This window comes from Flavobacterium aquariorum, assembly GCF_003254745.1.
Taxonomy (GTDB): domain Bacteria; phylum Bacteroidota; class Bacteroidia; order Flavobacteriales; family Flavobacteriaceae; genus Flavobacterium; species Flavobacterium aquariorum.
This window is the reverse complement of sequence record NZ_QKXH01000002.1, coordinates 169,031-194,230: the sequence shown is the minus strand read 5'-3', so window position 1 is coordinate 194,230 and position 25,200 is coordinate 169,031. Positions and strand designations below refer to the sequence as shown.

At 33.2% G+C, this 25,200-nt stretch carries 22 protein-coding genes; 21 read left to right on the top strand and 1 reads right to left on the bottom strand.

Features of this window, described 5'->3' with window-relative positions:
• Positions 1-64 precede the first annotated feature (64 nt).
• The 8 genes from DOS84_RS03480 to priA all read left to right on the top strand — a co-directional run bounded on the left by DOS84_RS03480 (position 65) and on the right by priA (position 11,629).
• Positions 65-1,987, top strand: a complete 1,923-nt coding sequence (locus DOS84_RS03480) for a discoidin domain-containing protein (protein ID WP_111409061.1) — start codon at positions 65-67, stop codon at positions 1,985-1,987.
• A 213-nt stretch (positions 1,988-2,200) separates the two neighbouring features.
• Positions 2,201-4,300 (top strand): glycoside hydrolase family 97 protein, encoded by a 2,100-nt coding sequence (locus DOS84_RS03475; protein WP_111408730.1) that lies wholly within the window; start codon positions 2,201-2,203, stop codon positions 4,298-4,300.
• 140 nt (positions 4,301-4,440) lie between these two features.
• The gene (locus tag DOS84_RS03470) at positions 4,441-5,817 is read left to right on the top strand and encodes a M28 family peptidase (protein WP_111408729.1); all 1,377 of its coding nucleotides are present in this window, start codon (positions 4,441-4,443) and stop codon (positions 5,815-5,817) included.
• Positions 5,818-6,041: 224 nt separating this feature from the next.
• Positions 6,042-6,899, top strand: a complete 858-nt coding sequence (nadC, locus tag DOS84_RS03465; RefSeq protein ID WP_111408728.1) for a carboxylating nicotinate-nucleotide diphosphorylase — start codon at positions 6,042-6,044, stop codon at positions 6,897-6,899.
• A gap of 4 nt (positions 6,900-6,903) precedes the next feature.
• Positions 6,904-7,836, top strand: coding sequence for a YihY/virulence factor BrkB family protein (locus tag DOS84_RS03460; RefSeq protein WP_111408727.1), 933 nt, complete (start codon positions 6,904-6,906; stop codon positions 7,834-7,836).
• Between the two features lie 114 nt (positions 7,837-7,950).
• Entirely contained in the window at positions 7,951-8,385 is a 435-nt protein-coding gene (locus DOS84_RS03455; RefSeq protein ID WP_111408726.1) for a DUF2147 domain-containing protein, read from the top strand.
• 16 nt (positions 8,386-8,401) lie between these two features.
• On the top strand, positions 8,402-9,154 hold the full coding sequence (bla-B1-FLAV, locus tag DOS84_RS03450) for a subclass B1 metallo-beta-lactamase (RefSeq protein ID WP_111408725.1): 753 nt from the start codon (positions 8,402-8,404) through the stop codon (positions 9,152-9,154).
• A gap of 24 nt (positions 9,155-9,178) precedes the next feature.
• Positions 9,179-11,629, top strand: coding sequence for a replication restart helicase PriA (priA, locus tag DOS84_RS03445; protein WP_111408724.1), 2,451 nt, complete (start codon positions 9,179-9,181; stop codon positions 11,627-11,629).
• A 9-nt stretch (positions 11,630-11,638) separates the two neighbouring features.
• On the opposite strand, the gene DOS84_RS03440 is transcribed toward priA, so the two are convergent.
• Complete coding sequence (locus DOS84_RS03440) at positions 11,639-12,334, bottom strand: LytR/AlgR family response regulator transcription factor (RefSeq protein ID WP_111408723.1); 696 nt, start codon at positions 12,332-12,334, stop codon at positions 11,639-11,641.
• 166 nt (positions 12,335-12,500) lie between these two features.
• Here DOS84_RS03440 and rpsF point away from each other — a divergent pair, with 166 nt between their 5' ends.
• From rpsF to porD, 13 genes are all read left to right on the top strand, one after another.
• Positions 12,501-12,842: a 30S ribosomal protein S6 gene (gene rpsF / locus DOS84_RS03435; RefSeq protein WP_077370382.1), complete on the top strand. Its 342-nt coding sequence runs from the start codon at positions 12,501-12,503 to the stop codon at positions 12,840-12,842.
• Between the two features lie 5 nt (positions 12,843-12,847).
• Entirely contained in the window at positions 12,848-13,144 is a 297-nt protein-coding gene (gene rpsR, locus DOS84_RS03430; protein WP_007138295.1) for a 30S ribosomal protein S18, read from the top strand.
• 66 nt (positions 13,145-13,210) lie between these two features.
• Positions 13,211-13,651, top strand: coding sequence for a 50S ribosomal protein L9 (rplI, locus tag DOS84_RS03425; protein ID WP_111408722.1), 441 nt, complete (start codon positions 13,211-13,213; stop codon positions 13,649-13,651).
• Positions 13,652-13,751: 100 nt separating this feature from the next.
• Positions 13,752-16,952 carry a TonB-dependent receptor gene (locus tag DOS84_RS03420; RefSeq protein WP_111408721.1) on the top strand — a complete coding sequence of 1,067 codons (3,201 nt, stop codon included), beginning with the start codon at positions 13,752-13,754 and terminating at the stop codon, positions 16,950-16,952.
• A gap of 119 nt (positions 16,953-17,071) precedes the next feature.
• Positions 17,072-17,545, top strand: a complete 474-nt coding sequence (locus DOS84_RS03415) for a DUF6495 family protein (RefSeq protein WP_111408720.1) — start codon at positions 17,072-17,074, stop codon at positions 17,543-17,545.
• Positions 17,546-17,618: 73 nt separating this feature from the next.
• Positions 17,619-19,622, top strand: a complete 2,004-nt coding sequence (gene ligA / locus DOS84_RS03410; RefSeq protein ID WP_111408719.1) for an NAD-dependent DNA ligase LigA — start codon at positions 17,619-17,621, stop codon at positions 19,620-19,622.
• Positions 19,612-20,283, top strand: a complete 672-nt coding sequence (locus DOS84_RS03405; protein ID WP_111408718.1) for a hypothetical protein — start codon at positions 19,612-19,614, stop codon at positions 20,281-20,283. The genes ligA and DOS84_RS03405 overlap by 11 nt, the downstream gene beginning before the upstream one ends.
• Before the next feature lie 157 nt (positions 20,284-20,440).
• Complete coding sequence (locus DOS84_RS03400; protein WP_111408717.1) at positions 20,441-20,959, top strand: DUF6913 domain-containing protein; 519 nt, start codon at positions 20,441-20,443, stop codon at positions 20,957-20,959.
• A gap of 8 nt (positions 20,960-20,967) precedes the next feature.
• Complete coding sequence (gene dapA / locus DOS84_RS03395; protein WP_111408716.1) at positions 20,968-21,855, top strand: 4-hydroxy-tetrahydrodipicolinate synthase; 888 nt, start codon at positions 20,968-20,970, stop codon at positions 21,853-21,855.
• A gap of 129 nt (positions 21,856-21,984) precedes the next feature.
• Positions 21,985-22,779 (top strand): outer membrane protein assembly factor BamD, encoded by a 795-nt coding sequence (locus tag DOS84_RS03390; RefSeq protein ID WP_111408715.1) that lies wholly within the window; start codon positions 21,985-21,987, stop codon positions 22,777-22,779.
• A gap of 8 nt (positions 22,780-22,787) precedes the next feature.
• Positions 22,788-23,105, top strand: coding sequence for a DNA-directed RNA polymerase subunit omega (locus DOS84_RS03385; RefSeq protein ID WP_111408714.1), 318 nt, complete (start codon positions 22,788-22,790; stop codon positions 23,103-23,105).
• An 8-nt stretch (positions 23,106-23,113) separates the two neighbouring features.
• Complete coding sequence (coaBC, locus tag DOS84_RS03380; protein WP_111408713.1) at positions 23,114-24,325, top strand: bifunctional phosphopantothenoylcysteine decarboxylase/phosphopantothenate--cysteine ligase CoaBC; 1,212 nt, start codon at positions 23,114-23,116, stop codon at positions 24,323-24,325.
• A complete protein-coding gene (gene porD, locus DOS84_RS03375) occupies positions 24,318-25,199 on the top strand; it encodes a type IX secretion system protein PorD (protein WP_111408712.1) in 882 nt (293 codons plus the stop codon). Before coaBC ends, porD begins: the two co-directional genes overlap by 8 nt.
• Position 25,200 lies beyond the last annotated feature (1 nt).

The window sequence follows — 25,200 nt, the reverse complement described above, 5'->3', positions numbered from 1 at the left end:
TTTGATTTTTATATTCTTGCTTAAATGAACTTATATTTCTTATATGGTTATAAAAAAAATAAAAATGAGAAGACTATATTTAATATCAGCATTGTTGCTATTGATTTGCTTTCAAGTCAGTATGGCGCAATCTAAAACCAATAGTATTGGAAAAACGAAATGGTTTGATCCTAATAAATCAGCGTCTACTTATTGTAATCCCATAAATATCGGGTACAATTATACTACAGCAAACCATAATGGAATTCCTGATTCTCGTCGTTCCAGTGCTGATCCATTAATTATCACCTATAAAGGAGATTATTATCTGTTTGCAACCAATCAAGCTGGTTTCTTCTGGAGCAAAGATTTATCGGACTGGAAATTTGTTTACGGTAGTTTTCAACGAAATCCTGGTGATGATGACCAGTGCGCACCAGCCGCTTGGGTAGTAAACGATACTTTGTTTTATGTAGGGTCAACTTGGAAAAAAGATCACCCGGTTTGGAAAACTGCTGATCCAAAATCGGGTCGCTGGGTTCGTCATGTCAATACTGCGATGTTGCCTACTTGGGATCCCGCAATTTTTCAGGATGATGACAAAAAAGTGTATATGTATTATGGTTCGAGTGGGAAATTACCGCTTTGTGGAGTAGAGGTAGATTATAATACTTGGTTACCGAAGGGGAATCAGACAGATTATGAAAAGCTATATGCAGCAACCGAAGTTGAGGATATTCAGCGTCCTTATGGCGATATAAAAGCAGTTGTAGGTTTGGATCCTTCTACGCACGGTTGGGAGCGCTTTGGACCCAATAATGATATGGAACCAGCACCTTGGGGCAATTTTATAGAAGGAGCTTGGATGACGAAACACAACGGTAAATATTACATGCAATATGGAGCTCCAGCCACCGAATTTAAGGGCTATGCCAATGGTGTTCATGTTGGGAATAGTCCTTTGGGGCCGTTTACGTATCAAAAGCATAATCCAATGTCATATAAACCGGGAGGATTTGTAATTGGGGCAGGGCACGGAAATACTTTTGCCGATAACTACGGTAATTATTGGAATACCGGAACCTGTAAAATTTCGGTTAAAGATCGTTTTGAACGCCGGATTGATATGTTTCCTGCAGGATTTGACAAAGATGATGTTATGTATTCGATTACTTCTTATGGAGATTTCCCAACTTTGTTGCCAAATAACAAGCGTGACCAAACCAAAGGAACTTTCTCAGGTTGGATGTTGCTTTCGTATAGAAAAGTGGCAACAGTTTCTTCTTCGGAAGAATGTATGGATGTACAAACACACAGAGTGGATACAGGTGGAAAAAAAGTATTTGAAAAAATTTGTTACAATGCCCAGAATTTGACTGATGAGGATATTCAAACCTACTGGTCGGCCAAAACTGATAAACCAGGAGAATGGCTGCAGATTGATTTGGGCAGAAAAATGAGAATTAACGCTTTACAAATTAATTATGCCGATCATAAAGCTACTCAATATAACAAGGCAATGGATATTTATTATCAATACCAAATATTCATGTCGGATGATAATCAAAATTGGACTTTGGTAGTTGATAAATCCAAAAGCGATAAAGATAGTCCGCACGATTATCTTGAATTGACAAAACCAATTGAAGCCCGTTATGTAAAAATGGTGAATATTCACAACGCATCAGGATTATTTGCTGTTTCTGATTTTCGTGTTTTTGGAAATGGATTATCAGAAAAACCAAAATCGGTTACTGGATTTAAAGTAAGCAGAAGTGTTGAGGATTCCCGCAATGCAATGATTAATTGGGTCACACAACCTGGAGCTGTCGGCTATAATATTTACTATGGGATTGCCCCTGATAAACTATACAACAGCATAATGGTTTATGATGCAAATTCATATGACTTTAGAGGATTAGACAAGGGAACAGGGTATTATTTTGCGATAGAAGCGTTTAATGAAAATGGAATTGGGGCGAAAACCACTCTTCCTGTTTCGAATTAAGTTTAGATTTAGCAGTAAAAGAGAAACATTAGTTTAAAAAAACGATGACTAAAAATTCAATTCTTTATACATTTTAAAGAATTGAATTTTTAAATTACTTTATTAGTAAAATCGAAAACGTTTTCGATTTTACTACAAGGTGGTAGTTGTATTTTATTTAGAATTTAATAATGTAAATAAGTATTTTTACTATCTATATAAATACATAACCAAATGAAGAAAATATTTTCTATTATTCTCGTTTTAGCATTGAGTTTGCTTCATGCGCAAAGCGTAAAATCCCCATCCAATGCCCTTGAGGTAAATTTCAAATTGGTAAATAATGGGCAACCATCTTATACTGTAAATTACAATGGCAAACCCGTTATTGTAGAAAGTACTTTGGGGATAAAACTCAAAGACAAAACGGCTCTTGATGCCAATTTTGAGGTTCAGTCTTCAAAAGCAGATACTTTCAATGAATCTTGGAAACCTGTTTTAGGTCAAAAAGCATCAATTGTAAATCATTATAATGAACTTACCATTGCTTTGGTTCAAAAAGCGACCAATGTAAAAATGAATATTGTTTTCAAAGTCTATGACGAAGGAGTGGCTTTTAGATATGAATTTCCAAAACAAGAGAAACTAAATTATTTCATTATTTCTGATGAAGAAACTCATTTTAATTTAACCGAAGATTATAAGGCCTTTTGGATTCCTGGCGATTTTGATACCAATGAATATCCTTATAACGAAACCAAACTTTCTGAAATTGACAATGCAAAATTGGACAAAAATACAGGAATTGGCATGACAACGGATCTTGGTAAAAGTAGAGTTCAAGCACCTTTAATGATGAAATCTCCTTCGGGATTGTATGTCAATATATTTGAAGCAGCTGTTGTGAATTATCCAGTCATGCATTTAGATGTTGATGTTACCAATTATAAACTTACTTCACATTTGGTACCGAATGCAATTGGCGACAAAGCCTATTTGCAAGCAGCTTGTGTATCTCCATGGAGAACAATTATGATAAGCAAAGATGCCCGTGATATTGTGGGGTCACAAATGATTTTGAATTTAAATGAGCCTTGTAAACTGGACGATGTTTCATATATAAAACCAATGAAATATGTTGGGATTTGGTGGGAAATGCATGTTGGAATATCTACTTGGGACTATGCAGGTTCACAAAACGCACAAAATTTATCGTCGCAAGATTTAATTCCTACAGGAAAACACGGCGCAACAACAGCAAATACCAAAAAATATATTGATTTTGCTGCCAAAAATGGATTTGATGGAGTATTAGTCGAAGGTTGGAATGTAGGCTGGGAAGACTGGGCGGGCAATTGGAAAGAAGAAGTATTTGATTTTACGACTCCTTATCCTGATTTCAATCTGGCAGAAGTTACGGCTTACGCCAAAGAAAAAAACGTAAAAATGATTATGCATCATGAAACTTCGGGTTCTGTTGCTAATTATGAGCGTCATTTGGACCGCGCTTTCGATTTGATGAAAAAATACGATTACCCAGCTGTAAAAACCGGTTATGTTGGCAAAATTATTCCTCGTGGCGAATTTCATGACGGACAAACGATGGTGAACCACTTCAACTTTGTAGCAAGACGTGCTGCTGATTATAAATTAATGCTCAATTCACATGAATCGTCTCGACCAACAGGTTACAGTAGAACGTATCCAAATTACATCGACGCGGAAGCCGCACGAGGTAATGAATTTAATGCTTGGAGTGTTGGTAATGCACCAAGTCACGAAACCATTTTACCATTTACAAGACTTCTTGGTGGACCAATGGATTATACACCGGGTATCTTCGAAATCAAAATGAGCTATTATGATAAAAATAAAAAAGAACAAGTTCACACTACATTGGCCAAACAATTAGCCTTGTATGTAACGATGTATTCTCCTTTGCAAATGGCCGCCGATTTACCTGAAAGCTACGAGAAACACATGGATGCCTTTCAATTCATCAAAGATGTTGCTTTGGATTGGGATGATACCAAAATTTTGGAAGCAGAACCAGGAGATTATTTGACCATTGCCAGAAAAACTAAAGGAAAGGAAACTTGGTTCCTAGGAGCAATTACAGACGAAAATGCCAGAAAATCTGAAATAGCACTAGATTTTTTAACCAAAGGTCAAAAGTATAAAGCTATTATTTATGAAGATGCTAAAGATGCCGATTGGAAAAAGAATCCAATGGCTTACAAAATCAGAACTGTTGAGGTAACGAATAAATCTAAATTAAATTTGGTTTTGGCTCCTGGTGGAGGAACTGCCGTTAGTTTTGAACCAATTAAGTAATAAACTTAGTTGTGATTTCATTAAATCCTGTAAACTTTTAAAGTGAGCAGGATTTTTTTTTGATTTTAACATCAATTTTACTTTAGAATTTCGAAATTGCACATCGATTAATTAAAACTATAAATTAAGAATAACCCAAAATGAAAAAAAACCTACTTCTTTCTTTACTTTTTGTAAATAGTGTTGCTTTGTTTGCCCAAAACAAAGACGAACAGTTCTTTAAGGAAATTTACAATTCTGCGTTAACAAAATCACAATGTTATTCTTGGTTGGATCATTTATCAAATAATGTAGGATCTCGTTTATCTGGCTCTGTGGGAGCTGAAAAAGCGGTTCAATATACCAAAAGTCAAATGGAAACATTAGGATTTGATAAAGTGTATTTGCAAGAGGTAATGGTGCCTCATTGGGTTCGTGGAGAAAAAGAAACAGCTTATATTCAAGATAATAAAACCAAAATCAAAGTGCCAATTTGTGCTTTGGGTGGGTCAATTGCAACTCCGAAAAATGGGTTGACTGCCGAAGTAATCGAAATTCATAGTTTTGATGAAATGAAAGCTTTGGGAGCGGATAAAATAAAAGGAAAAATAGTGTTCTATAATAGACCTATGGATAATGGGGCTATTGAAGCCTTTGATGCCTATTCTGGGGCGGTTGATCAACGATATGCCGGTGCTAAAGAAGCTGCCAATATGGGAGCAGTTGGAACAATCGTGCGTTCAATGAATTTGCGATTGGACGATTATCCGCATGCAGGAGGACAGAGCTATGGAGATATTGCAAAAGAAAAATACATTCCAACGGCTGCTATTAGTACTAATGGAGCCGAATTGTTAAGCAAGACTTTAAAAAGCAATCCTAATTTGAAATTTTATTTCAAGCAATCCTGTCAGCAATTGGAAGATGCTCTTTCTTACAATGTTGTTGGTGAAATCAAAGGAACTGAGCATCCAGATAATATCATGGTAGTAGGAGGTCATTTAGATTCTTGGGATTTGGCTGATGGTTCGCATGACGACGGAGCAGGAGTAGTGCAAAGCATGGAAGTGATGAATGTTTTTAAAAATTTAAATTACAAACCTAAAAATACGCTTCGTGTAGTTCTTTTTATGAATGAAGAAAACGGGTTAAGAGGCGGGAAGAAATACGAAGAATTGTCATTAGCAAACAAAGAAAATCACATTTTTGCTTTAGAGAGTGACGAAGGAGGTTTTACCCCAAGAGGTTTTTCATTAGAATGTAATGACGCTAATTTTAGTAAGATTACAAATTGGAAAACATTGTTCGAGCCTTATCTAATTCATAGTTTTGTGAAAGGACATTCAGGATCGGACATCGGTCCATTAACAGGAAAAGCAATTGTGAAAGCCGGGTTAAAGCCAGATTCACAACGTTATTTTGATTACCATCACGCAGCAAACGATAAATTTGATGCAATCAATAAAAGAGAATTAGAACTAGGAGCGGGAACTATGGCTGCTTTGATCTATATGATGGACCAAAATGCTATTGAATAATTGAGATTAAAACCAAAATAAAAGAAATTGAAAACCTGTAAGTAATCCAGATGCTTGCAGGTTTTCTTTTAAAAAATAGTCTTATTTAGAGTTATTTTGACGATTTAGTAATTGAAGGAATGAATGGTCATAAATAAATGTGAAATTCCAAATTTTTAAAACCGACTTACTTTTTAATACACAAAATAAATCCTACTTTAGCATTCCATTAAAAGAATGAAAAAATGATAAGTGAAGCACAGTTTCAAAACGAATTAAATACTTTAATTGCTAATGCTATTAGAGAAGATCTAGGATCTGGAGATTATAGCTCATTAGCCTGTATTCCTGCAGATGCTCAAGGAAAAGCAAAGTTATTGGTAAAAGAAGATGGTATAATTGCAGGAGTTGCATTTGCCAAACTGATATTTGAATATGTAGATCCTAAAATGCAAATTGAAACCTTCATTGAAGATGGAACTGCAGTCAAAAAAGGAGATGTTGTTTTTCATGTTTCGGGCAGTTCTCAATCTATTTTAAAATCCGAAAGAGTGGTATTAAATACAATGCAACGCATGAGTGCGATTGCTACCAAAACAAATAGTTTTGTACAGTTATTGAAAGGCACAAATACAAAAATATTGGATACACGAAAAACAACACCAGGATTTCGTGTGGCTGAAAAATGGGCTGTTAAAATTGGTGGCGGCGAAAATCACCGTTTTGCATTGTATGATATGATTATGTTAAAGGATAATCATATTGATTTCGCAGGAGGTATTACATTGGCTATTGCCAAAACACAAGCCTATCTCAAGGAAAATAATTTAGATCTTAAAATTATTGTTGAAGCCAGAAACCTTGTTGAAATTCAAGAAATTTTAAAAAGCGAAGGAGTGCACAGGATTTTAATAGACAATTTTAATTATGAAGATACAAAAGCCGCAGTGGCTTTAATAGGTGACAAATGCCAAACAGAATCTTCGGGTAATATCAACGAAGATACCATGAGGTTTTATGCTGAATGTGGTGTTAATTATATTTCATCGGGAGCGTTAACTCATTCTGTTTATAATATGGATTTAAGTCTAAAAGCAATTTAGAATTATGAGCTTAATAATTGAGGCTAAACTCGAAAAAATTCCCGTTATAAGAAACTTAATGCACATCTTGAAAAAGGTTAAAGTTCCCGGTTTGGGAGGGTTTTCTTTTTATGATTTATTAGAACTGTATTTTGAGGGAATCATCGACGGGGCATTTTCATACCATGCCAGCGCAGTTGCTTTCAGTTTTTTCATGGCTTTATTTCCTTTTGCATTGTTTATTTTAAACTTAATTCCTTATATTCCTATCGAAGGATTTCAGGGCGATTTTCTTCAATTTGTGAAAGAAGGTGTTCCTCCTAATACATACGATGCCATTGCAAATATCATAAACGACATCCTTAACAATAGTCATTCAGGGTTGATGTCTTCAGGATTCTTGCTGTCTATTTTTTTGATGGCAAATGGTATAAATGGTATTTTGGGGGGTTTTGAATCTTCCCGTCATGTAATAGAAAAAAGAGGTTTTTTAAATCAATATTTTGTTGCATTGGGAATTTCACTAATATTATCAATTCTTTTGTTAATGACTGTTTCTATTATAGTTGTTTTTGAGGTTTTTATTCAAAAAACAATTATTCAAGATGTTTTAAGTGATCGAATTCCGTTGATTATTTTAGGAAGGTATATTTTCGTAATATTAATGATATTAATTACCTCTTCAATTTTATTGCGATATGGAACAAAACAATCACATAAACCTCCATTTATTAGTGTAGGTTCAGTTTTTACAACGGTACTTATAATTATTTCTTCCTATTTTTTTGGAATCTGGGTGATTCGCTTTTCAAAATACAACGAATTGTATGGTTCGATTGGGACATTATTAATTATGATGTTTTACATCTGGATTAACTGTATGATTTTGTTGCTTGGATTTGAGTTGAATGCTACAATTCATAAGCTAAAAAAGACAAAGGACAGTATTAAAGTTTAACAATATAATGAGATTGTTTAAATGGAATTTTGTATTCTTGTCGAAAGAAACCCATTGGCTGTTTTTTTACAGCGATTTGGAATAATAAAAAAGTGAGACAATAATTTAAGAAAAATGAAAAAAAGTATCGTATTTAGTTTAGTTGTGTTTTTTACAATGATTTTCAATGCCCAAAGCCAAACTGTTTTTGGAAAATGGAAAACAATTGATGATGAAACAGGACAAGCAAAATCTATAGTGGAAATCTATGAGAAATCAGGTAAAATCTACGGAAAAATTATAGATGTATTAAATCCAGAAAAAAGAAAATCCCTTTGTACAAAATGTTCCGGTGAAGATAAAAATGCACCGATTATGGGATTAATAATCATCAAAGGTCTCGAGAAAGATGGAGATGAATACAATGGAGGCAAGATTTTAGATCCTTTAAAAGGTGAAGAATATAAATGCTTAATAGCACTTGACAGTAAAGATAAACTAAAAGTGAGAGGTTTTGTTGGTGTTTCTTTATTTGGAAGAACACAATACTGGTATAGATTGAAAAATTAATTTCTTAATATATAATATGCGAAAAGTAGCAGCTATAGTTTTATTTTTCATAATACTGTCAAATAGTTTTGGACAATCTAAAAATTCGCCTTTGCAGATAAGTCATCTTGTAGGTGACTTTTATGTTTATAAAACTTTTCATGACTATAAAGGAACTCTCATTTCTGCAAACGCGTTGTATTTGATAACAGATAAAGGAGCTGTTTTATTTGATGCACCTTGGGATAAATCTCAATTTCAGCCTTTATTAGATAGTATAAAATCTAAACATAATAAAAATATTGTGATGTGTTTTGCGACACATTCTCATGAGGATCGTGCAGGAGGTTTGGAGTTTTTTAGACAAAAAGGAATTAAAACCTATACTATAAAATTAACTGACGAGATTCTAAAAAATAAAAATGAAAAAAGAGCTGAATTCGTAATTCCGAATGATACTGTTTTTCAAGTAGGAAACTATCAGTTTGAAGTTTATTATCCAGGAAAAGGACATGCGCCGGACAATATTGTAGTTTGGTTTGGCAAAGAAAAAGTACTTTATGGAGGATGCTTTGTTAAAAGCGCGGAGGCAAAAGATTTAGGTTATTTGGGAGATTCCAATGTGAATGAGTGGGAGAAATCTATTAAAAAAGTACAGGCTAAATTTAAAAATCCAAAATATATTATTCCGGGCCATGAAGATTGGACTGATACAGGGTCTTTGGATCATACTTTGAAATTGGTTCAGGAATATAAAAAAAATGCATCTGCTGGATTAAATAAAAAGTAATTTTACAGACTATAAAACCTTTACATGTATTTCGTAGAAGTCATTTTACCACTTTCTTTAGCTAAAACATTTACCTATCGTGTATCTGAAGCTGAGTTTCTTTTTATAAAAAAAGGAATGAGGGTGACGGTACCTTTTGGGAAAAGTAAAATCTACACTGCTTTGGTGATTGAAATTCACAATAACAAACCTACATTATACGAAGCCAAAGAAATTCATCAAATTTTAGACAACACTCCTATAGTGACCGAATTTCAAATCAATCATTGGATTTGGATCGCCGATTATTATATGTGTGCTCTTGGTGATGTGTATCGTGGTGCTGTGCCAAGCGCCTTGTTGCTGGAAAGCGAAACAGTGATTACTAAAAAGAATGATTTATTTGTTGATGAAAGTTTACTCTCGGATGATGAATATTTAGTTTACGAGGCTCTTCAAAAACAAAGTTCTTTAAAAGTTCAGGATATTATTTCAATTCTGAATAGGAAGAGTATTTTTCCTGTTATTCAAAAATTGATCGATAAAAATATTTTAGTATTACAAGAAGAAATTCAGGAAAGTTACAAACCAAAGTTAGTGCGATATGTTCGATTGCATCCAAAATACAATACGAACGATGGTTTAAAGGAATTGCTTGAAATTCTAAAAAGTGCCAATAAGCAAAAGGAAGTAGTTTTGAATTATTTCCAATTAAGCGCTACTGAAAAAAAGCCAATTACCGTAAAAAAGTTGGTTGAAACAGCTCAATCTTCTCCTGCTATTGTTAAAGCATTAGTCGAAAAAGAAATTTTTGAAGAGTATTTTTTGCAGGAAGACCGAATTAATTTTTCCGGAAATGGAAGAGATGGTGAACTTGAATTAAGTGCTAACCAACAGTTCGCATTTGAATCCATAAAAGAAAATTTCAAGGAAAAAGCAGTATGTCTTTTACATGGAATCACTTCAAGCGGTAAAACTGAAATTTACATTAAACTTATAGAAGAATATTTGGCTATTGGGAAACAAGTATTGTATTTGTTGCCTGAAATTGCTTTAACGGCTCAATTGGTTTCCAGATTACGGGCTCATTTCGGAAATAAAGTGGCTGTTTTTCATTCGAAATACAGTAATAATGAAAGAGTCGAAGTTTGGAACCAGGTTTTGTTAAATGCAGAAAAAGCCCAAATTGTAATTGGAGCCAGATCGGCTTTGTTTTTACCTTTTAATGATTTAGGTTTTGTGGTTATTGATGAAGAGCATGAGCAGACTTTTAAGCAATCCGATCCTGCGCCCCGCTATCATGCCCGCGATGCGGCTATTGTTTTGGCAAATGCACATCAGGCCAAAGTGCTTTTGGGCTCAGCTACGCCAAGTATTGAAACGTATTATAATGCAATATCGGGTAAATTTGGTTTTGTCGAAATTTTGAAACGTTTTGGTAATGTAAGTTTGCCCGAAATTGAATTGGTAGATTTGAAAGATAAATACTTTCGAAAAAAAATGAATGGTCATTTTAGCGATGTTTTAATAGATGAAATTACGACTGCTTTGTCTTTGGAAGAACAAGTGATTTTGTTTCAAAATAGAAGAGGATACTCGCCTATTATCGAATGTATTACCTGTGGTCACGTTCCGCACTGTCAGTCATGTGATGTAAGTTTGACCTATCATAAACACAAGAATCAGTTGCGTTGTCATTATTGTGGTTACTCTATTGCGAATCCTACTCATTGTCATGCTTGTCATAGTGTTGATTTGACAACCAAAGGTTTGGGGACAGAACAAATTGAACAAGAATTACTATCTATTTTTCCTAGTGCAAAAATCGGCAGGATGGATCAAGATACGACACGGGGCAAATTTGGTTTTGAGAGAATTATTGACAGTTTTAAAAACAGAGAACTTGATATTTTGGTTGGAACCCAGATGCTTGCCAAAGGATTGGATTTTGACAATGTTAATTTGGTTGGTATTATGAATGCTGATACCATGTTATATCATCCCGATTTTAGGGCATTCGAAAGAAGTTTTCAAATGATGACACAGGTCGCAGGGCGTTCAGGTCGATCTGAAAAGAAAGGAAAAGTAATTATTCAGACTTATAACCCGAATCATAATACCATACAACAAGTTACAAATAACGATTATATTGGAATGTACAAGGAGCAATTGTATGATAGGCAAATTTATAAATATCCGCCTTATTTTAGGATTGTGAAATTAACTTTGAAACAACGTGATTTTGATAAGCTCAAGGAAGGTGCCATGTGGTTGTATCAGGTATTGAGTCAAAATTTGGTTATGCCGGTTTTAGGTCCGGAAGAACCTGCAATTAGTAGAATACGGAATGAGTATATAAGGACTATAATTATTAAGATTCCTCAAAACACCTCAATTGTAAGCACAAAAAAAACTATTCAGAAGATATTGAATAGTTTTGAAGCTGTATCAAAATACAGAGCTATAAAAGTTACTGTAAATGTAGATTTTTATTAGGGTAAATTTTTAAGAATAAGCCAGTGCTTTTACCAAGTCTTCTTTTTTGTTGCGACTTAAAGGAATTTTTGTAACTCCAATTTCGGCAAACTTACTGTTGAAACGATCAATTTTATCGATATTTACAATGTAAGATTTGTGAACCCTTATGAATTTATCTTTTGACAAATCATTCTCAAAAGATTTCATAGTTGAAAGTACAAGATTACTGTCGTCTTCAGTAACTACTTTTACATAATCACCAAAAGCTTCAATCCATTTGATCTTGGAAGTAAAAACTTTTAATTTCTTCAGATTGCTTTTGATAAATATATGTTCGCCTTCATCTTCTTTGTTTTCTTTCTTAAGAAGGTAGTGATCAATAGCTCTACGAACTGAGGCGTTAAAGCGCTCAATAGAAATAGGCTTTTGTAGATAATCTGTGGCATCATAGTCAAAAGCTTTCATTGCGTATTCGGCTTTTGATGTGATGAAGATAATCTGGGGCTTGGTTTTTAAACCATCAAGGAAATCAAAACCACTAATAACAGGCATCTCAATATCAAGAAATATTAAGTCTACCGTATGAACAGTCATACAACTTTTGGCTTCTATTGCATTAGAAAAATCACCAATTAAATTTAAATTAGTGTGATTATTAACTAACTTTGCAATAATCATTCTTTGTATTGAACTATCATCTACGACTACACAGTTTAGTTTCATAATTTCAAATTTTTGATTTGGTCAAGTAAAAATACCTTTTTTTTTTTTATAAAACTAAAAAAATCAAATCTTTTTTTGTCATACGTCGATTATGATATTTTTGTGCTTGCATGTTCAAAAAAAAAGGTTACTTTTGCACCCAATTTAACAAATAAATAAATTTTTTATGAATCATTATGAAACTGTTTTCATTTTAAATCCCGTTTTATCTGAAGTTCAGGTAAAGGAAACAGTAAGCAAATTTGAAGATTTTCTTACTAGTAGAGGAGCAGAAATGGTGTCGAAAGAAGATTGGGGCCTTAAAAAAATGGCTTACGAAATTCAAAACAAAAAAAGTGGATTTTACCACTTGTTCGAATTCAAAGTATCAGGAGAAGTTCTTATCGCTTTTGAAACTGAATTTAGACGTGACGAAAGAGTTATGCGTTTCTTAACTGTAAGTCTTGACAAACATGCTATTTCTTGGGCTGAAAGAAGAAGAGCAAAACTTAAATCTCAAAAAGCTTAATTATCATGGCAACATTACAACAATCTGCTTCAGGAAAAAAAGACGGGGATATCAGATATCTTACGCCTTTGAACATAGAAACTAACAAAACTAAAAAGTATTGTCGTTTCAAAAAATCAGGTATCAAATATATCGATTATAAAGATGCTGATTTCTTATTGAAATTCGTTAACGAGCAAGGAAAAATTCTTCCTCGTCGTTTAACTGGTACTTCATTGAAATACCAAAGAAAAGTGTCTGTAGCTGTAAAAAGAGCTCGTCACTTAGCTTTAATGCCATACGTGGCCGATTTATTAAAATAATTAAAAATTAACAGTTGTTGGTTTTCTGAAATATGAAACCTAACTTCTCAAATAAAGGACAACAACATGGAACTTATTTTAAGAAAAGATGTTCAAAATTTAGGATTTAAAGATGATGTAGTAACTGTGAAAAACGGATACGGTCGTAATTTCTTAATTCCACAAGGATTCGCTCATTTGGCTACTTCTTCTGCAAAGAAAGTATTGGCTGAAAACCTAAAACAAAGAGCTCACAAAGAAGCTAAAGTTGTAGCTGACGCTAAAGCATTGGCTGAAACTTTGAAAGCTATCGAAATTAAAATTTCTGCAAAAGCAGGTGGTGAAAAATTATTTGGTTCAATTACAAATATTGATATTGCTGAAGCTTTGGCTAAAGGTGGTCAAGTAATTGATAGAAAATTTATCACTTCAGGGATTGTAAAACGTATTGGTAAATACAGCGCTTCTGTTAGATTACACAGAGATGTTATCGTTGAATTACCTTATGAAATTATCGCTGAAAAATAACATTCAGTTAACATTTTGTTAATAAAATTAAAAAATCACTCTTCGGAGTGATTTTTTTTTATCTAATTTTGAGGTTAAACCAATATAAAAACCTTCCAAAATGAAAAAATTATTAACATTGTTTTTTTTTGTTTTCGGCTTCTTTGTGATGACGGGGCAAACGACAACCTCTAATATTAAGGGAGTTGTGAAAAATGTAACTGGGGAGTCGGTTCCCGGAGCTTCAATTCTGGCTGTTCATACTCCTACCGGGACTAAATATTCGTCAATTTCGAATGACGAAGGAAGATTTAGTATTTTGAACATGAGAGTTGGTGGTCCTTACAAAGTGACAGTGACCTTTATAGGTTCTCATAAAGAAGAGTTCAGTGATGTTTATCTTGAATTAGGAAAGACTTTTAGTTTGGATGTCGTTTTGACTGATGAAAGTCAAACATTAGAAGAAGTTAAAATTGTAAATTCTAAAAATAAAATTTTTCAAAGCAATAAAACTGGTGCTGAAACAACAATTGGAAGAAAAGAATTGGCGGCTTTGCCATCTATTTCAAGATCAGCAGAAGATTTTACAAGATTGGAGCCAACTGCAAGTGGAGGTTCATTTGGAGGTAGAAATGACCAATACAATAATTATTCTTTGAATGGAGCTGTTTTTAATAATCCTTTTGGATTAGATGCAGCAACACCTGGAGGTCAAACAAATGCTCAACCTATTTCATTGGATGCAATTGATCAAATACAAGTTGCGACTGCACCTTATGATGTAACTTTGTCAGGTTTTACTGGAGCCTCGGTTAATGCTGTAACAAAATCGGGTTCAAATGAATTTCACGGTACTGCATATGGTTATTTTAGAAATGAGGATATGACAGGCGACAAAGTACATGGCGAAAATATTTTTGTGCCTTCTTTAGAACAAACGCAAGCTGGATTTAGTATAGGAGGGCCAATTATAAAAGATAAATTATTCTTTTTTGCAAATTATGAAATTGATAAAAGAAGTGATTTAGGTTCAAGCTTTGTAGCAAACAATGGTGATGGAGTTACGGGCGTGAATGAATCGAGAGTATTGGAAAGTGATTTGATAGCTGTTTACAATGCTTTAACTAATTTGAAAGATGCTAACGGTAATAGTTTTGGTTATGATCCAGGGGCTTATCAGGGATTTATTCACAACTCAAATTCCAGTAAAGGGATTATAAAATTAGATTGGAACATCAACGACAATAATAAACTGGCAGTTATTTATAACTTCTTGGATGCTTCCAAAGATAAGCCGGCACATCCAACGGCTTTAGGATTTCGAGGTCCAAGCGCTTCTATTCTGCAATTTCAAAATGCAGGATATCAAATCAATAATGAATTGAGTTCATTTTTGATCGAGTTGAATTCAAAAATCAGTGAGAAAGTTTCAAACAAATTGCAGGCTGGTTATACTTATTTCAATGATTTTAGAAATCCGTTTTCCACTCCTGCGCCTATTATTAATATTCAAGATGGTGCTGGGGCCAATTATATCATTGCAGGGCATGAACCTTTTTCAATTAATAATACTTTAGATCAAAAGGTTTTCCAGATTACTGATAATTTAACTTATGTTGTGGGGAATCATTCATTTACATTTGGGGGGTCATTTGAAAAATTTGCTTTTAAAAATTCATTTAACTTAACTGGGTATGAAAATTTTGGTAATCCAAATGGATATGCAGGTTTGTTCTTTTCTCCATACTTTACTGTTGCTGATTTCTTAGCTGATGCGGCAAAACCTTATGCAGCAAGTATCGTTGCCCAAAACATGCAATATGCAATAGATACATACAACAGTAAAAGTAAAATTGCCGCTGGAGATATTGGTGGTTGGAAATTATCAGAATTGAATGTTGGGCAAGTTGCTTTTTATGGACAAGACGATTGGAATTTAAATGATGATTTTAAATTGTCTTTAGGCTTAAGAGCAGATAAGCCTTTGTATTTTAATACAGCAGATTTGATTCAAAAATACATGGATGTTAATGCTGCAAGTGGTGCAGTTCGTGACGAAACTATTGATTACTATGATCCAGCAACAGGACAAGCTGTTAAGTTAATTTCTACTGATTTGCCATCGGATAAAATTCTTTGGTCTCCAAGACTAGGTTTTAACTGGAACATAAACGGGGATAATATTTCTCAGCTTCGTGGTGGAACAGGTGTTTTTACGGGAAGAATTCCTTTTGTGTGGTTAGGGAATCAAGTAAGTGGAGCGGATGATTCATTTTTTCAAATTATGGATCCTGATTACAAATGGCCACAAGTGTGGAGAACTAGTTTAGGATATGACCATAAATTCAAGAATAATTATATTTTAACGATTGATATGTCTTATAATAAGGATATAAATGCAGTGCATGTTCAAAACTGGGGATTGAAAACACCTTCGGGAACTCTTGCAGGTGCTGATGATAGAGCGATTTATTTGGCAAGTGACAAAGGGGTAAATAATGCTTATGTAATGACTAACTCTAACAAAGGTTATGCATTCAACTCTTCCATAAAAGTACAAAAGACTTTTGATAACGGATTATATGCGAGTATTGCTTATAATTATATGATTTCTAAAGATGTGAACTCTATAGAAGCAGAAATTACTGGGGATGCTTTTGCCTTTAATCCAGCTTTAGGAGATGTAAACAAAGATGTGCTTGCTAACTCTAAATATGGTGATAATAATCGTTTTGTTGGTGTTGGTTCTAAAAAATGGAAATATGGAAAAGACAAATGGGCTACAACGGTTTCAACAGTTTTTGAATATGCTCAAGGTGGTCGTTTTACATATACTTATGGAGGGGATATCAATAATGATGGTTCGGGGGCTAATGATTTGATATATGTTCCTACATCTGCCGAAATACAAACTATGAATTTTTCTGGTGCAGGTCAAGCTGATGCATTTGATAAGTTTATTAGTCAGGACAAATATTTGAGTGATAGAAGAGGTCAGTATGCGGAACGTTATGGTGTTTTATCCCCATGGAGAGGTAAGTGGGATATGAAGATATTACAAGATTTTAATTTCAAAGTTTCATCAGCTTCAGAAAAAATGAATACAATTCAATTTAGTATCGATATTTTGAATTTGACTAATTTATTGAATTCTGATTGGGGATTAGTTCAAACTCCAGTAAGTATTCAGCCAATTGGGGTTTCGGTTGCAGGTAATAGTCCAACTTATACTTTTAATGGAACTCAAACCAAAACGTTTGCATATGACGCCAGTCTTGCTTCTAGATGGCAAATGCAATTCGGAATTAGATATATTTTCTAAAAAAAAAACAATTATTTTAATTGGCCTTCTTGAAAAAGAAGGCTTTTTTATGGTCTAAAAAGTTTAAATTTGCATTTGAAATAATTTGTCAAAAAAGCAGAAGAATTTAATAAAAATACATGAAATACACTAGATTAACAAAAGAACAATTTGAAGAGTTAACGCAAGAATTTACTAATTTTTTGGCTACTCAGGCAATTGATAAAGCGGAGTGGGATCAAATTAAAGCCGAAAAACCAGAAGTCGCCGAACAGGAATTGGATGTTTTTTCTGATTTGATTTGGGAAGGAGTGCTTACAAAAGCAACTTATTTAGAATTTTTTTCCAAAAATCATATTTTCCTTTTTCATTGTTTTGATACTTATATAAAATCTATTGTTTTGAAATCATTAGTTCCGGAAGTTGATTTTTTAACCAAAGAAGGCTTAGAGTGGCTTAGCGATAATATGTTTACAGAAACAATAGAAATGAAAGCTGGAAAAAAGGAATTTACGGAAGAACGAAATCTTTCTATTTTTCAGTTGATTCAACAAGGTTCTTTTTTGAGCGATGGACAATTATACAATCAAATTAATACGATTATTGAATCATAAATTTGATTTTTAAACTTTAAATTGGTTATTTTAGTAGATTATTTAATCGACTAGAATAGCCAATTTTTGTTTTATGAATATAAAGGAAACCATACAAACGCTTAGGGAAGAACTCAATCTTCACAATTATAATTATTATGTTTTGGATAAGCCAACATTATCTGATTATGAGTTTGATATGAAATTAAAGGAGCTCCAAGATTTAGAAAATAAATATCCTGAATTTTTCGATCTCAATTCTCCAACACAAAGAGTGGGAGGAACAATAACAAAAAATTTCGAGACTATACCGCATGAATATCGTATGTATTCTTTGGATAATTCCTATTCCAAGGAAGATTTGATTGATTGGGAAAATAGAATCCAAAAGGTTTTAGGAAACGTGCCTTTGGAATATACCTGTGAATTAAAATATGATGGAGCATCAATAAGCATTACCTATGAAAATGGCATACTAAAACGCGCAGTGACTCGTGGAGATGGTTTTCAGGGAGATGATGTGACCAATAACATAAAGACAATAAAATCTATTCCTTTGCAGTTGAAAGGAAATTATCCTGAGCAATTTGCTGTTCGAGGTGAAATTATTTTGCCTTTTGCTGGATTCGAAAAAATGAATCAGGAATTAATCGAAATTGGCGAAACACCTTATTCCAATCCTAGAAACACTGCATCAGGAAGTTTAAAATTACAGGATAGTGCTGAAGTGGCAAAACGTCCTTTGGATTGTTTGCTTTATTTTTTGATTGGGCCAAATTTACCGTTTAACACTCAATTTGAAGGGCTTAAAGTTGCAAGAAACTGGGGATTCAAAGCTCCAACCGAAGCGAAGTTGGCAAAAAATATGAATGAAGTTTTTGAGTTTATTGACTATTGGGATGTACATCGTCATGAATTGCCTTATGAAACAGATGGTGTAGTTATAAAGGTAAATGAATTTAGCCACCAGGAAGAATTGGGATATACCGCGAAATCACCGCGCTGGGCGATTGCATATAAATTTAAATCAGAGCAAGTTACTACAAGACTGAATTCCATTTCGTATCAAGTCGGGCGTACTGGAGCTATTACACCCGTTGCTAATCTTGAGCCTGTACAATTAGCTGGGACGATTGTTAAAAGAGCTTCTTTGCATAATGCCGACCAAATTGAAAAGTTGGATATTCGAGTTCATGATACTGTTTTTGTTGAAAAAGGAGGGGAGATTATTCCTAAAATTATAGCTGTCGATTTGAGTAAGCGACCTGATAATTCTGTGCCTACAAAGTATATAACCCATTGTCCTGAGTGTAGTACAGAATTGATTCGTGGAGAAGGTGAAGCGAATCATTATTGTCCTAATTTTTATGGTTGTCCTCCACAAATTATAGGAAGAATCCAGCATTATATTTCGAGAAAAGCAATGGATATTGAAGGGCTCGGTGGAGAAACGGTTGCCTTGCTGTATAATAATGGATTGGTTCATAACTATGCCGATTTATATGAATTGACTGTCGAGCAAATTTTGCCATTGGATAGAATGGCGCAAAAATCGGCTGAGAATTTAGTAAAGGGAGTTGAAAAGTCTAAGAAGATGCCTTTTGAAAGCGTTTTGTTTGCTTTAGGAATTCGGTTTGTAGGTGAAACTGTGGCTAAGAAATTGGCTAAGCATTATAAAAATATTGATGCATTGCGAGGGGCAACTCTTATGGATTTGGTTTTGGTTGATGAAATTGGAGAAAGAATTGCGCAAAGTGTGATTGACTTTTTTGAAAATAATGAAAATAAAATCATCATCGAAAGGTTGAAAAGTTACGGAATACAATTTGAAATTGTCGAAAAAGTGAATCCAAATGCAACTGATAAATTCTTAGGAAAAACATTTGTTGTTTCAGGTGTTTTTTCGACTTTTTCTAGAGATGAATTAAAAAAGGCTATTGAAGACAATGGAGGAAAAGTTGGAAGTTCTATATCAACCAAAACAGATTTTGTTGTGGCTGGAGATAATATGGGGCCTGCTAAACTTGAAAAAGCTAATAAACTTAATGTAGTAATAATCTCAGAAGATCAATTTATAAATATGTTAAATGAAAGCTAGTACACCATCACTTATATTGTTTTTTGTTACTTCAGCATTAGTAGTGCTGTTTAAGTTATTAAATTATGATGGTTTAGTATTATGCGGTAAGTCAATTATAATTCCTTCTTTGTTTATTTATTATTTTGTTTCGAATAATTACAAGATTACCTTCTTTAAGGGCTTGATTTTCTTGCTGCTGTTTGTGAGGGATATTTTTACCACTCTCAATATTAGTGAATCTGCAATGGGTTCTTTTATATGTGTACTGACAGTTTATATTTTGCTTTTATATTTAGGACAAAAAGATTTTAAATACCTGCAATTTAGTTTTAGAGATGGTTTTCCGATTTTTATTTTGATTCTGGGAATTGGGAGTATTTGCTATTCTGTTTTAAACTTAGAGCTTGAAAACTTAGAGCTTGATTTTTCATTATATGTGACTTTTGGTATAATTTTAAGTATTTTGAGTATTCTTTCTATTATAAACTACATTAAAAGTGGGAGTTATGCTTTTTTTAATGCTATGCTAATGTGTATTTGTTTTATAATAACGGATATCTTTTTTGTGTTGTACAAATTTTATTTTTACAATTATGCTTTTACTTTGCTTAGCATTATTACCCAATTTTTATCCTATTTCTTTATGGTGAATTATTTATTGGAAAAAGATAAAGGTTGAGATGCTTTAACTGAAAATTGATTTGGTTTTACTTAAATCAAAAACATAAAAAATGTTAAGAATATAACAAAAAGTTTTAAAAAGTCGCTATAGTTTTTTAGATTTGCCGTCTCAAATGTAACTTAAATAATTAAATTTGTAATCTTTTAAAAGTGCTATGTTTTTAAATTATATAAAGAGCTTTATCTTAAAAAAAACTTTAAAAAAGAGCCTGCGTAATGTAAAGGATGAGTCATTAAACTCGCCTATTATTAAGGTTGGTTTGATTGTTGATGAAAGCAATTTTTTGGAAACAGAAGCTTTGAAACAGGAAATTATTTCCAATGGAGTTTTAGAGAACAATATTAAAGTGATTGTTTTCCGAAATGTTTTAAAAAGTAAAGAAGTTTATTTAGAACCTACATTTGGTTTAAAGGATTTGAATTTCAAAAGTGAATTTACACAACAGCCAATAAATGAGTTTATTTCAGAGGAATTTGATTTATTGATTAATTATTATAGTGAGGAAAACCCCTTTTTGTTGATTTTAACGAATAGTTCTAATGCAAAATTTAAGGTTGGTTTTTCAACTGTTGATAAAAGATTAAATCATTTTCTGATAAATATTGATCCAGAGAATTACAAGGGGTTTACAAGTGAGTTATTTCGGTACTTAAAAATATTAAACAAAATATAATTTAAAATATGCAATCATTAATAGGAACAGGTGTTGCCCTAATCACACCGTTTAAAGACGATTTTACAATTGATATTGATGCTTTAAGAAGAGTTGTGAATTTTTCAATAGACGGAGGAATCGAATATCTTGTTATTTTAGGTACAACTGCCGAAAATGCGACCTTGTCGGAGGAAGAAAAAGAGCTTGTAATCGCAACAGTAATTGAAGTGAATGCTGGTAGATTGCCTTTAGTTCTTGGTGTGGGAGGAAATAATACTTTAAATGTTGTTGAAGAATTACGCACTAGAGATTTATCCGCTTTTGTAGCTATTTTGTCTGTTTCTCCTTATTATAATAAACCTAGTCAAGAAGGAATATACCAACATTTTAAGGCCGTTTCTGAAGCGTCGCCTATTCCTGTGATTTTATATAATGTTCCGGGAAGAACATCCAGTAACATGCTGCCGTCAACGGTTCTTAGATTGGCAAATGATTTTGATAATATTGTAGCAATAAAAGAAGCAGCTGGAGATTTGGTTCAGGCAATGCAGTTATTGAAAAATAAACCTAAAGATTTTTTGGTTATTTCTGGTGATGATATGATTGCTTTGCCAGTAGTTTTGGCTGGAGGTGCGGGAGTAATTTCGGTTATTGGACAAGGTTTTCCAAAAGAGTTTTCAGAGATGATTCGATTGGGCTTGAATAGAAAAGTAGATGATGCCTTTAAATTGCATTATTTATTGGCGGATTGCATAGATATGATTTTCGAGCAAGGTAATCCTGCAGGTATCAAAGAAGTATTCAGTATCCTTGGTATTACAGAGAATGTTGTTCGTTTGCCGTTGGTTTCTGTTGATGAATTTTTGGCAAGCCGATTGGATTCTTTTGTAAAGAAAATTGTTAAAAACACATAAATAGCTGTAGTTTTTTTTAAATAAAGAAATATTTTGTAATAGCTAAATTAATAACTAAATTTGCCACCTAACTTTGGTGGCTTTTATTGCATATAACATTATGCTGTAAAAATAAAATCAGTGAATAAAATGAAGAAAATAATATCTGTATTGCTTGTTGCTCTCTTTTTGTACTCTTGTAGTGATTATCAGGCAGCATTGAAGAATGAGGATGTCGCAGCAAAGTTTGATGTTGCAACTAAAATGTACGAAGCTGGGAAATATACGAAAGCAATTCGTCTTTTTGAACAGTTGGCGCCAGCATATAGAGGTAAACCTTCAGGGGAGAAATTGTTTTACATGTATGCCCAATCATGTTACAAAACCAAACAATATTATTTGGCTGGATATCAATTCGATAGTTTTGTTTCTGGTTATCCTAAAAGTGAAAAATCAGAAGAATGTGCTTATTTGGGTGCTCAAAGTTATTCAATGTTGTCACCGGTTTACAGTATTGACCAAACGGATACTTTCAAGGCAATAGAAAAGATTCAAGGTTTTATTGACCGTTATCCAAATTCTCAATATATTACTGAAGCTAATGCGATTTCCAGAAAGCTAAATGATAAGATTGAACGTAAAGTTTACGAAAATGCACTAGAATACAATAGGATTTCTAACTATAAATCGGCTATTATCGCTTTTGATAACTTTATTGCTGATTACCCGGGAACTACTTTAAAAGAAAAAGCTTTGTATTATAAATTGGATTCCGCTTATTCGTTGGCAATAAACAGTGTTCCTTCAAAAATGGAAGAACGATTGATTACAGCCAAAACAAGTTACAATAATTTGGTTAAATTCAAACCAAATACAGAATATAAAAAGAAAGCTGACGAAATGTTAGCACAAATTGATGTTGAATTGCAAAAATATAATAAATAAATAAAGTCATGGATTTAAAAAAGACAAATGCTCCAGTAAATACAATAACTTACAATAAAACGGTTATTGAAGCACCTACTGGAAATGTGTATGAGGCGATAACAATTATGGCTAAAAGAGCAAATCAAATTAATTCTGAAATTAAAAAAGAATTAACAGAAAAATTAGAAGAATTTGCTACTTATAATGATAGTTTAGAAGAAGTTTTTGAAAATAAAGAGCAAATAGAAGTTTCAAAGTTTTACGAAAAACTTCCAAAACCACACGCTTTGGCGGTTCAAGAGTGGTTAGACGGTAAAATTTACCATAGAGAAGCAAATAAATAATCAATCTAATGTCAGTTTTAAGCGGAAAAAAGATTTTGCTGGGAATTTCTGGCGGAATTGCTGCATATAAAACGGCTTCATTAGTTAGACTCTTCATAAAAGCAGGTGCACATGTCCAAGTGATAATGACACCTGCTTCTAAGGATTTTATAACTCCACTTACTTTATCCACACTATCCAAGAATCCCGTTTTTTCAGAATTTTACAATAAAGATGAAAAAAACGAGGAATGGAATAGTCATGTAGAATTGGGTCTTTGGGCAGATTTAATGATTATAGCACCTGCTACTGCCAATACTTTATCCAAAATGTCAAATGGTTTGTGCGATAATCTGTTAATTGCCTGTTACCTATCTGCAAAATGTCCCGTTTATTTTGCGCCAGCAATGGATTTAGACATGTATATTCACCCTTCTACACTGGAAAGTTTTAAAACTTTAAAGGAATTTGGAAACACAATGATTCCTGCCGAAAACGGTGAATTAGCAAGCGGATTATCTGGAGAAGGACGAATGGCTGAACCTGAAAATATTGTTGCTTTTCTGGAAGCAGATCTCGAAAGTAAATTACCTTTAAAAGGTAAAAAAATATTAATTACCGCAGGGCCTACCTATGAAGCTATTGATCCGGTTCGTTTTATAGGTAATCATTCTTCAGGTAAAATGGGATTTGATATTGCTCAAAGCGCAGCCAATCTTGGCGCATCGGTTATTTTGATTTCGGGGCCAACTCATTGTAAAATAAATCATCCTTTGGTTCAAGTAGTTCCAGTTGTTTCTGCCCAAGAAATGTATGATGCCTGTCATCGGTATTATCAGGAGGTGGATGTAGCTATTGCAGCTGCTGCTGTAGCCGATTATAAACCAAAAAATGTCGCTACGCAAAAGATAAAAAAAGCAGCGGATGATTTTACTATTGAACTTGAGAAAACCAAAGATATTTTGGCTTCGCTCGGGGAAGTTAAGAAAAATCAGTTTTTAATTGGCTTTGCTTTAGAAACTGAAAATGAAATTGAGAATGCTAAAGCAAAAATTCAGAAAAAAAACTTAGATTTGATAGTTCTTAATTCGCTTCAAGATGAAGGTGCTGGATTTGGGAAAAAGACCAATAAAGTTACCTTTATAGATAGTAAATTTCAAATCGAGCCAATGGATTTGAAATCGAAAGAAGCTGTCGCCTATGATATTTTAAACAAAGTAATAGCACATTTTTATGGTTAGATTTGTTTTGTTTTTATTTTTAAGTTGTGGCTTTATCCAGGCCCAACAGCTGAATTGTACAGTGACTTTAAATACACAAAAGATAAGCAATGCCAATCAACAGGTTTTCAAAACGCTGGAAACTGCCATAAATGAATTTGTTAATAAAACGGATTGGACGGGGCAATCACTTTCGCAAAAAGAAAAGGTTAATTGTTCGATGTATATTACCATTTCTAGTTATAGTTCTGATCAATTTGTAGCGAATATCCAAGTGCAATCTTCCAGAAATATTTACAATTCAACTTATTCCTCTCCAGTTATAAATATAAATGACAAAGACTTTACTTTTAATTATACTGAATTCGAGAATTTGACTTATATCCCAACAAGTTATGATTCCAATCTGGTTTCTGTACTTTCATTTTATAGTTACATAATTTTAGGAATGGATGCTGATACTTTTATTCCATTATTTGGAGATCGCTATTATAAAGAGGCATTGAATATTTCTAATTTGGCACAACAAGGTGGTTACAAAGGATGGAATCAGTCTGATGGTACATTGAGTAGATTTGTTTTGATTAATGATTTAATGTCCCCAACTTACAATGAAATAAGACAATCGAGTTTTCAGTATTATTTAGGTTTGGATACGATGCACCAAGATCTTAAAAAAGCGAAAGAAATTGTTAAAGGCTCTTTAATGAATTTGTCCAAATTGAATAATACCAAACCTAATTCCTATTTGTTACGCGTTTTTATGGATTCAAAATCAGATGAAATTGTATCTATTTTTTCTGGAGGGCCAAGTATTGCAATAAATGACATGGTAGATAGTTTAAATAAAACATCTTCATCAAACTCCGGTAAATGGCAATTGTTAAAATATTAGT

Bases quoted from the DNA above. Each gene is read 5' to 3' on its own strand.
- DOS84_RS03385 (WP_111408714.1), top strand. From the start codon at position 22,788: ATGGATTTAAAAAAGACAAATGCTCCAGTAAATACAATAACTTACAAT.
- DOS84_RS03390 (WP_111408715.1), top strand. From the start codon at position 21,985: ATGAAGAAAATAATATCTGTATTGCTTGTTGCTCTCTTTTTGTACTCT.
- DOS84_RS03405 (WP_111408718.1), top strand. From the start codon at position 19,612: ATGAAAGCTAGTACACCATCACTTATATTGTTTTTTGTTACTTCAGCA.
- ligA (WP_111408719.1), top strand. From the start codon at position 17,619: ATGAATATAAAGGAAACCATACAAACGCTTAGGGAAGAACTCAATCTT.
- DOS84_RS03415 (WP_111408720.1), top strand. From the start codon at position 17,072: ATGAAATACACTAGATTAACAAAAGAACAATTTGAAGAGTTAACGCAA.
- DOS84_RS03400 (WP_111408717.1), top strand. From the start codon at position 20,441: ATGTTTTTAAATTATATAAAGAGCTTTATCTTAAAAAAAACTTTAAAA.
- DOS84_RS03470 (WP_111408729.1), top strand. From the start codon at position 4,441: ATGAAAAAAAACCTACTTCTTTCTTTACTTTTTGTAAATAGTGTTGCT.
- DOS84_RS03480 (WP_111409061.1), top strand. From the start codon at position 65: ATGAGAAGACTATATTTAATATCAGCATTGTTGCTATTGATTTGCTTT.
- priA (WP_111408724.1), top strand. From the start codon at position 9,179: ATGTATTTCGTAGAAGTCATTTTACCACTTTCTTTAGCTAAAACATTT.
- DOS84_RS03455 (WP_111408726.1), top strand. From the start codon at position 7,951: ATGAAAAAAAGTATCGTATTTAGTTTAGTTGTGTTTTTTACAATGATT.
- DOS84_RS03475 (WP_111408730.1), top strand. From the start codon at position 2,201: ATGAAGAAAATATTTTCTATTATTCTCGTTTTAGCATTGAGTTTGCTT.
- nadC (WP_111408728.1), top strand. From the start codon at position 6,042: ATGATAAGTGAAGCACAGTTTCAAAACGAATTAAATACTTTAATTGCT.
- DOS84_RS03460 (WP_111408727.1), top strand. From the start codon at position 6,904: ATGAGCTTAATAATTGAGGCTAAACTCGAAAAAATTCCCGTTATAAGA.
- rpsF (WP_077370382.1), top strand. From the start codon at position 12,501: ATGAATCATTATGAAACTGTTTTCATTTTAAATCCCGTTTTATCTGAA.
- porD (WP_111408712.1), top strand. From the start codon at position 24,318: ATGGTTAGATTTGTTTTGTTTTTATTTTTAAGTTGTGGCTTTATCCAG.
- rplI (WP_111408722.1), top strand. From the start codon at position 13,211: ATGGAACTTATTTTAAGAAAAGATGTTCAAAATTTAGGATTTAAAGAT.
- dapA (WP_111408716.1), top strand. From the start codon at position 20,968: ATGCAATCATTAATAGGAACAGGTGTTGCCCTAATCACACCGTTTAAA.
- DOS84_RS03420 (WP_111408721.1), top strand. From the start codon at position 13,752: ATGAAAAAATTATTAACATTGTTTTTTTTTGTTTTCGGCTTCTTTGTG.
- bla-B1-FLAV (WP_111408725.1), top strand. From the start codon at position 8,402: ATGCGAAAAGTAGCAGCTATAGTTTTATTTTTCATAATACTGTCAAAT.
- coaBC (WP_111408713.1), top strand. From the start codon at position 23,114: ATGTCAGTTTTAAGCGGAAAAAAGATTTTGCTGGGAATTTCTGGCGGA.
- DOS84_RS03440 (WP_111408723.1), bottom strand. From the start codon at position 12,334: ATGAAACTAAACTGTGTAGTCGTAGATGATAGTTCAATACAAAGAATG.
- rpsR (WP_007138295.1), top strand. From the start codon at position 12,848: ATGGCAACATTACAACAATCTGCTTCAGGAAAAAAAGACGGGGATATC.